Below are 7,096 nucleotides of genomic sequence, written 5' to 3'. Positions count from 1 at the left end.
GCTCCCATTCCGGCTTACCAACATGTTGGCGTTATTGTAACCGTAATTCTCCGCCCCACTCACATTATCCTGCTTCGTTAGCCGGTTGCCCATCGCATCGAACGTGTAGCTCTGCGTCTCCCCATCCCCGTAGTTCACGCTTACCAAACGGTTCAGACTGTCGTAACCGTACTGCTCCGTGCGCACGTTCCCTCCGCCATCGGTTATCTGGTTGGTCAACCGTTGCCCGTCGTTATCATAACTGTACACGTTCTGATACAACCCCTTCGACTGCCAACCCCCACCGCTCACCTGCCAATGGTAACTCGTGCTCTCTTGGGTAAGCCAGTTGTGGTTTTCATAGGAGTAATCCGTCTCCATATAACTGACCAACGTCGGGTTGCTGCCGGTGGTGTATACCTGGTTCGTTATGGCTACCCAAACCTTCCCTAACTCATCAAAATTATAGGTCACCAACCGGCCCTGGTCGTCGGTTACCTGCCACAGCAACAAACATTGCGCATTAGGGTCGTCTTTGGGAAGCGCCTCATAGGTAGAGCCGTTGCTGGCCGTATAACTATACTGCCACGTTCCCCCATTGGGCAAGCTCATCGAGAGTCGTTGCCCCACCAAACCGTAGGCATAGCTTATCGTGCCGTCTACCGGGTCGCTCACACTCGCCACCCAATCGCACCCCGGCGCATACGTAAAACTCGTTACGCCTCTGTTATCGCTTACACTGGTCGTGCGCCCGTTGGCATCGTAGCTGTAGCTCACCGTCTCCCCGGCCGTTTTGGCCGTAGGCGGAAAACTGGCGCTCTGCAACTGCCCCAACACGTTATAGCTAAACGTGCTTGTCTGCCCCATCGGATCGGTGGATTGAACCACATGCCCCACCTCGTCATAGCTCATCGTCGTGGTGCGGTGTAAACCGCCCACATCCTGTACCACCTGCGTTAGGTACCCATGCGGATCGTTGTAGGTGTAGTTGGTCACCACCCCGTTCAGGTTGGTTTCGGAGGTCTTCTGCCCGTACTGGTTGTAGGTATAGGTGTACTGTTTGTGGTAGCTGGGGCTGGAGGGGTCGTTATAGCCGGCATCGCGCACCCACAGCACGTTGCCTCGGTTGCCCACGTTGGGGTCGCTATCCAACCCCACCCCAAAGGTGGTGGTGTGCCCGTTAAAATCCGTTACGCTCTGCTTTTGGAAGTAGCCGGAGGCGTCGTAGTAGGTTGTCGTGGCCACCGGGCTGTAATTCGCATACTGCTCCGTGAGCACATTCCCAAACGAGCCGTAGGTCATTAACAGATCGGTTCCATTGGCCGGTTGATAGGGGTTGTTGGGGTTGCGAATGTAGCCGGCCGGGTCTACCTCCTCGATTACGTTCTCAAAGTTGTCAAAGTAGGTGTTGTAAAGATAAACATCTCCTAACGAGTACATCCGCTTGCGAAGGTAAGTATCTTCCGCCATGCGTAATCCCAAGGTTCCATTGCCCACCCCGATGGCAATAGGGATTGAGCCGCTGCTCACACTCCACGTAATCCCCCATGTTACCGTTGTAGCCTGCTGGGTGCTGGGGTTTAGCCCCGGCTCCGTAATGCTGAGCACCCATACCGTGTTCGTGAAGGTGGGGTTGTAGGCGCCTGTACTCGTGATATAGCCCAACCCGTACCCGTAGCTGACCGAATGCCCCAACGGATCGGTTATCGCGGCCAATAGCCCGCTCTCCGTGTTCCCCTGGTTGTCGCTCACCGAGGTGTAGGTGTAGGTGGTCGTCCGGTTCAGATGCCCCACTCCGGGGTCTAACGTCACGCTGCTAAGGTTGCCATCGGCTCCGTAACCGTAGGCCACCGAATACTGAGGGCCGTCCACCTGAACCACCCGCCATACCGGCTGCGTGGCCGTGCCCAAGTTCGCCGTATGGAACGTCAATGTGCGCCCCGTGGGGTCCGTCACCGTCGCTAAGGGGTGGCTCCCGTCCGGCAAGGTGATCGTCTGGTCATACGTTAACACCGTTTTGTTGCCGAAACGATCCATTATGTAGTCACAACTGCGCACGCTGCCGTTGGCTATGTAGTGCTTTATCGTTCCGTCCATGCTTTTGTCGGTGTCGTCTAGCACATTGGCAGGGCCGTTTATCAGGAAGGTGGTGTAGTCGCTGGAGAGTTCATCATACAGGTAGGGCGGAGGCGTGTAAAGCCCATCGGCATCCCGATGGTACTTATGCCGCCCGCCAAAAAAGTCCACCCGGTCGCTGTAGTTGTTGAGCTGGTCGTCTTGACCGCCGTAGTTGGGCGCTTCGTCCTGATTGCGAATGTCGTAGCAGTGCATCCACCCAACCCCAAAGGGGCCGGGGGTGGGGTCGTCCGAATTGTAGGTGCGTTGGAGCGCCAAGCCCTGCCCCCGACCGGGAGCCACCTGGATATCCGTGAAGCTCTTGAAGAGGTTGCCGTTGCAGAGGTTGACATCGCGCAAACTGCGCTGCCAAGGCAAGGTGCCGCTGAAGTACTGGTTGCGGTAGCTGGTGCCGCGCCCCCAAATGTGGCGCATTCGCTTCCAAGAAAGGGGCACCACGGCGGGCCGGGAGGCCGCCTTTTGGCGGGCCTGCTCCCATCGCGCCGCCTGCTGCCGCTGCAGGGCCTGCAACTGCGCCTTGCTAAGGGTCTGGGTTAACCCCGGCTTCAATTGGGTAAACGCCACGGGGCGGGGGCGCAGCAGCTCCCGATAGTGGGCGATGTGCTGGGCCCACGCCAAGGGCGTCGAGAGCACAAACGCCATCGTAGAAAAACCGGTCACCAAAGCCGTTAGCCGCATCGGCCAACCAAAACGTCCTCTGCTCTGCATCCTCGTTTCGCTCCTTTCCTCAAACCGGCCAACTTACCGTTGACCCCCTCGTTCTCCCTTCACTTCCCAAACACCAGGCCCACCTGCTGCCACTGCTGCAGCCACTGCTTTTTGGGCACAAAGAACTCCGCCGGTTTGCCGGCCCCCTCACACTGAGGAGCGCCGGTGGGGTCCCACACCCGCACCCCGTCGGCCTTCACCTGCGTGACCACCACAAAGTGCTGGGGTGCCACCCAGGCAATAAGGGGCCGCGGTTGACGCATAAGCCCCTGCCACGATAGCTGCAACCCTTTGGGGTGCAGCCCCTCTTTCTGGGCCACCTCGGCCAATGCCGCCAAACTCGTGCCGTGCTCTCCGGTGTGCATGGCTTGTGCCAAACGCCCCACCGAAACCCAACGGCCCTGCCGGCGCAGCACCTCCGCCAGGCAAGCGGGGGCGCACTCCGCCTCGGCCAGTATCTGCGCATGCTCATCCGCCCGCCACAAGGCCTCGGCCTGCGCCGAAAGGTTGCCGTGATGAAGCCACCTTAGGCGCAACGTGGCGCCGTGAATGAGAATGCTCTGCGGATAGTCCCGCAAAAACTGCAGATACCCCGCCTCCGCCTCTTGTCTCTTTCCCTCCCCTTGTAGGCAGCAGACGGCCTCATAGGCGGCCTCCTCCTCTAAGGTCGGCACCATCTCCCCCAAAACCGGTTTGGGGGCGCCGTGGTCGGGCAGAGCCTCGGCCACCGACCGACAGCGCAAAAACAGGTCATAGGCTTGAGCAAAGCGGTGTTGACGGGCTGCGGAATAGGCCCATATGAGGTAGGCCATCGCCTCCTGATGTTGCTGCCGCTCGGAGGGCAGAGCCGGCAACCGCGAAAGAAAGCTCTGCGCCAACCGCTCGGCCTGGGCATAGTGACCGGCATAGTAGGCCTCGCGGGCCGGGCGCAGCGGGTCCTCCGTAAGCGGCGGCAGCTTTACCGGTTTGTGCACCCCCACAAACCCGCCCCAACCGGCAGCCGTATAGACCTCATGGGCTAAGGCGTGCACCCGGGGCGGATGAACCGTAGAAGCGCTCCAGAGCGCACTGCTTACCACCACCATACATCCCGCAATCCACCAAAGGGCGCGTGTCTCTCGAAAACGATAACAACCGTTCTTTTTCTCTGCTTGCATCTTCTTGCTCCTTGCTATTCCTGCCCGTAAGCGCTTACCCCATTACAAGTGGCCGTTACCTGCACGTGGGCGACTAAGCCTCCCTTAGGATCGGTAATCGTAAAGGTGTGGTTTAAGCCGGTGATCTGAACCGTCTCGTTGACGGTAGAGACATAACCGTAGTTATCGGTTACTACCACCTGTACCTGAACCGTGCTCGTGTCGTTTAGCCCCACCCCGTTCATGCCTATGGTGCATTGAACTACCGATTGCGGCACCGGGGTGGGAAAGGTGATGGTAAGAGGGATGGGAAGGTCCCACGCATTCGGAATGCAGGGGGCCGTAGCCGAACCGTACTCGATCTTGGCGAAATAGACCCACCCATACTGGGTTTCATCTGGTGCACAAAAGGCCACCGAGAGAGGATTGCCGGCTGCCGAAACCAACTTGATCTCCTGCAAAGGCCAAAACTGCCAACCGGGCGCTCCCACGGTCGGGCTATAGGTCACCGTCTGTACATTCTCGGCATTGGCCGGGTTTAACACTCCATAGTCCGGCTGGGTCGTCCATACTATCGTAGCCCCACTCCAATTGGAGCTTTGGGTCACCTGGCATCCCACCTTCACACTCACCTGTTGGTTCTGCGTGGTGTAGGCGCCTGTACTGTACAGAGCCACGGCTCCCCAACGGAATGTGCTACCGGTGGCCGGAGCGCTGAGACCCCCAAACCGCACAAAGCTGCGGGCTATGCGCGCCGGGTCGGTGGCATACCCCACAAATAGCCCTCCACGATAGGTGGTATGTCCAAAACAGTAGTTGAGATAGTGCAGCGTGGCATAGCGCGGATCGATGCGGCTGTCCACCGTTTGGTTGTCTTGGGCCACGTTTACCTGAAAGCCCACCTTCTCCGCCGAAAGCTCCTGCCCTAATCCCCCTGAGGGAGTAGTATCGTAGAGTTGGTAGTAGTAGAAAGTGCCCGACTGAAACCCGTTTGGGATCGTGTCAGTGTAGGTGTTCGTTGTATTAGAAAGGGTGGCAATGACCTGACCGTTGCGCTCTAACACAAAGTTAGGGCCGGAGGCGGTGGCGTCCCATTGCAGTTGAACCTGATTGGGCGGCTTTACCTGTACCACCCGTAGATTGCCGGGATTGAGAGTGAGGGTATCCGTTAGCGTGTTTCCCAAAGTGGCTGTGAGATGCGTAACGATGGGTTGATTAACCCAACTCGTACTAAAAGTAAAGGAGGTAGAGCTTTGGCCTGCCGGGACGACAACAGGACCGGGCAATGCGATGCTGTTACCGATATCCACCGAAATCGCCACGCTTACCCCACCGTTTGGGGCGGCCTTATCCAAACTTACCGTGCCGGTGACCTGATTGCCACCCGTTACACTTAGTTGCGTGCTGCCCCCTCCGCCATAGCCATAGCCGTAACCACCTCCCACCGCAAGGGTAAAACTCGTCAGCTGGGCCGGGTAGAGAGTGAAAGAGGCTGTTTGGGATGTATTGCCTAAGGTAGCAGTGATGGTTACCGTGCTCTGGCTGCTGACCGCCTGGGTCGTTATGCTGAAACTGGCGCTAGTTTGCCCGGCCGCCACACTGACACTGGCCGGAACCGTGGCAACCTGCGCCGCACTGGAACTCAGGGACACGGAGACACCCCCACTGGGAGCAGCAGCGCTAAGAAATACTGTACCGGTAGTGGCGTTGCCTCCGGTTACATTGGTGGGGCTTATCGTAAGCCCGCTAAGCGAAGGAGTTTGGGCGGAGGCCATAAGGGGCAGAGCCATTAGAAGAAGGGCACTTGCAAACAGCCTCCCCAAACTGCCTTGCCTTTGCATCCATCGGGTAAGTCTAAAGCATTTCCAAGCCATCGGGCTCTCCCTCCTTCCCCGTTTCCCGGAAACGAGAAATGTAGCAAAAGTGACAAAAAAAACCTCTATACCCCCTAAAAACCCCTTTTTACGGGAGTTTGCTAGGAAGTGGATGCCGCTTCTGCCAATGGGTCGTTCAGACCCAATTTTGCGCTTTTAATATATAGATCACCGCTCGCGCCCAAAACCGGACGCTTTTTGCAAAAAAAGCCTAAAAATTTTTTCAGGAGCTAGTTTCTCCCCCCCCCCGTGTATGGCAATGTAGTATCTTCCTCCCTTCGTCCGCTCTAAACATACCCCCTCCGCCAACAACGCCTCCCGTAAACGCGCCTCCGCACGCTCACATGCCTTCCGAACCGCCTCCACACTCCGACCCTCCTCTAACGCTATCTCCTTATAACTTGCCCCATCCACCAAGTGCGCCCATACCAAACGCCGCTGCTCTGCACGCAACACCCCCAACGCACGCTGCACCCGTTGGCATAGCTCCGCCTGCTCCATTAGCTCCTCTACTCTCCTCCCCGCCTCCAACTCCTCCGTCACCATAGCCAACGCCGCCCTCCGCTCCTGGCGATAATGCCGAACATAGCTGCGCAACCAGTTGCAGGCGTACCGATAGGCGCAAAAGTCTAAATGCGCCTCCACATAGGCACGTTTTGGCTCCGGTAATGCCGCCACATAGGCCTCAAAATCGGCCCCGCACTCCTCCGCCTCGATGGCCGGCAGCCCTAAAAGGCGCCCCATCCTTTCGGCAGCAGAGGCGTAAGGGGGATACGAAGCGTTCACCGACATCTTGGTAGCCCTCCTTTGTTGCTGTCTTGCGAGAAACGCGAAAGGGGCAAAGTGCCCCAAGGTGAATGCCTCCATTATAGAGACACTTGCCAGAATTGTCAAGCGTTTTTATATGAAATTTTTGTTAAGATTCGCCCCGCCCTCGTCCCACAGACGTACTTGACAAATAAAACCAATCACGCTATACTTACCTTATAAGTTGAGTCAAGATTATCGGTAAGCGGTGTTTTCTCGATGGCGTTCTTTAACTCAAAACTGCGCTATGGACTGTGTGCGGCTGTAGACCTTGCTATGCAGCCGCCCGCGCGGGCTTGCCAAAGTCGAGAGATTGCAGCACGTCAAAATATTCCGGGGCCCTACCTCGACCAAATTCTGGCCGCCCTCAAAGGGGCCGGCATCGTGCGCAGCATTCGGGGAGCAGGCGGTGGCTACACACTCGCAAGACCGGCAGATAAGATCACCGTGGCCGAT

Annotated in this window: 5 protein-coding genes; 1 reads left to right on the top strand and 4 read right to left on the bottom strand. The window is 57.7% G+C overall.

What is annotated here, in order from left to right; all coding sequences use genetic code 11:
• From VKV29_RS02120 to VKV29_RS02105, 4 genes are all read right to left on the bottom strand, one after another.
• A partial coding sequence (locus VKV29_RS02120) for a DUF6531 domain-containing protein (protein ID WP_324199646.1) occupies positions 1-2,823 on the bottom strand: 2,823 nt, incomplete at its 3' end.
• A gap of 59 nt (positions 2,824-2,882) precedes the next feature.
• Positions 2,883-3,980 (bottom strand): tetratricopeptide repeat protein, encoded by a 1,098-nt coding sequence (locus VKV29_RS02115; protein WP_324199645.1) that lies wholly within the window; start codon positions 3,978-3,980, stop codon positions 2,883-2,885.
• Between the two features lie 14 nt (positions 3,981-3,994).
• Positions 3,995-5,833: a hypothetical protein gene (locus tag VKV29_RS02110; protein WP_324199644.1), complete on the bottom strand. Its 1,839-nt coding sequence runs from the start codon at positions 5,831-5,833 to the stop codon at positions 3,995-3,997.
• A gap of 168 nt (positions 5,834-6,001) precedes the next feature.
• Positions 6,002-6,625 carry a sigma-70 family RNA polymerase sigma factor gene (locus VKV29_RS02105; protein ID WP_324199643.1) on the bottom strand — a complete coding sequence of 208 codons (624 nt, stop codon included), beginning with the start codon at positions 6,623-6,625 and terminating at the stop codon, positions 6,002-6,004.
• A gap of 234 nt (positions 6,626-6,859) precedes the next feature.
• Here VKV29_RS02105 and VKV29_RS02100 point away from each other — a divergent pair.
• Positions 6,860-7,096, top strand: a 237-nt coding sequence (locus VKV29_RS02100) for an Rrf2 family transcriptional regulator (protein ID WP_324199642.1), incomplete at its 3' end; no start/stop codon positions are given.

It is taken from the genome of Chthonomonas sp., from assembly GCF_035294165.1.
Classification (GTDB): domain Bacteria; phylum Armatimonadota; class Chthonomonadetes; order Chthonomonadales; family Chthonomonadaceae; genus Chthonomonas.
This window is presented reverse-complemented; position numbering and strand designations above follow the sequence as displayed.